This is a genomic window from Streptomyces sp. NPDC059534, assembly GCF_042743475.1.
Lineage (GTDB): Bacteria > Actinomycetota > Actinomycetes > Streptomycetales > Streptomycetaceae > Streptomyces.
Map to the genome: position 1 here is coordinate 1 of NZ_JBHWAQ010000152.1, position 1,163 is coordinate 1,163.

Here is a 1,163-nt window from a genome sequence, read left to right on the forward strand (position 1 = left end):
CGGGTGTGGCGATGTTGATCTCGCCGCCCTGGCTGTTGACGCCGCCGTGGGAGAAGAACGACGGGGTGAGGGCCTTGTCGAGCGCGGCCACGGCAAGGATGGAGGGGCATTGGCGGGCCGGCTGACGGGCTCGATCCGCGGAGGCCGGCCACTGTCGTTGCCCGCGGCGGCGACAACCACCGTCCCGCGCGCGCGAGGGCGCGCTGAGCCCAGGATCTCGTACGTCTGCGGGAAGAGCTCTCCCGGCCGGACCGGGGCGCCGAGAGACAGGGAGATCACCCGTGCGCCCTGGGCTACGGCCCAGGCGATGCCTGCCAGGATCTGGCCGTCGGTTCCGCTGCCGGCGTTGCTGAGCACCTTCGCCGCGAGGATCCGCGCGTCGCAGGCCACGCCGTAGCGCGGTCCCTGCCGGGGGCTGGCCGGACCGGCGGAGGTGCCGATGCAGTGTGTGCCGTGGCCATTGCCGTCCTCGACGCTCTCGCCCGGAACGAAGGAGGCGGTCGCCTCGATGCGGCCGGCCAGGTCCGAGTGGTCGGTGTCGACGCCGGTGTCGAGGACGGCGATCTTCACATCGCCTCCGGTCAGTCCGGACAGGTTGGCCTGGATGGCCTGCAGGCCCAGGTCATGCGCTGTTCGTCCCAGGCGGGGCCCTGGGACGCGGCGGCTTCGGCCTGGGAATGACGGGTGACCACGTCCTCGTCACTGCGGTAGGCCGGATAGAACTCGGTCGGCGCCTGCTGCGGGGCGGTGATCGGCGAGGTGTAGACCAGGTGCTCCGGCTCGGCCCCGGTGTCCTATCTCTGACCCGCGGTGCAAAGTAGCGGGGGTGATCACGTACTCGCCGCCGTAGCGGCCTGCTCGTCGTGCTCGCGCAGTATCCGCATCACGGTCGCGGGTGACGGGTGCTGGCCCTTCTTCTTGCCGGTGGTGATGACGAGCCGGGCGGCGATGTCGCGCAGGCTCATCGCCTGGTCGCGCAGGTGGAGGGCCATGGACAGCATGGATTCGTCGGTGACGCCTGCGCCGCCGATGGTCTTGCCGCGCTTGCGGGCGGACTCGTGGCCTTCGAGGGTGCGGTCGCGGATGTACTCGCGCTCCATGCCTGACATCGCGGCGAGCACGGTGAACACGATGCCGGACGGGTCGTGCGAGCCCTTCAGCTC

2 protein-coding genes and 1 pseudogene are annotated in these 1,163 nt (G+C 70.9%); 1 reads left to right on the plus strand and 2 read right to left on the minus strand.

Going from position 1 to position 1,163, the window contains the following annotated elements; translation table 11 throughout:
* A partial coding sequence (locus ACFVZH_RS40430) for a S8 family serine peptidase (RefSeq protein WP_384905650.1) occupies positions 1–564 on the minus strand: 564 nt, incomplete at its 3' end.
* On the opposite strand from ACFVZH_RS40430, the gene ACFVZH_RS40435 reads away from it, so the two are divergent.
* Entirely contained in the window at positions 454–681 is a 228-nt protein-coding gene (locus ACFVZH_RS40435; protein ID WP_384905652.1) for a hypothetical protein, read from the plus strand. The two genes, ACFVZH_RS40430 and ACFVZH_RS40435, sit on opposite strands and share 111 nt — an antisense overlap.
* Before the next feature lie 149 nt (positions 682–830).
* Here ACFVZH_RS40435 and ACFVZH_RS40440 read toward each other — a convergent pair.
* Positions 831–1,163, minus strand: a pseudogene (locus ACFVZH_RS40440) (recombinase family protein); the annotation flags it as partial.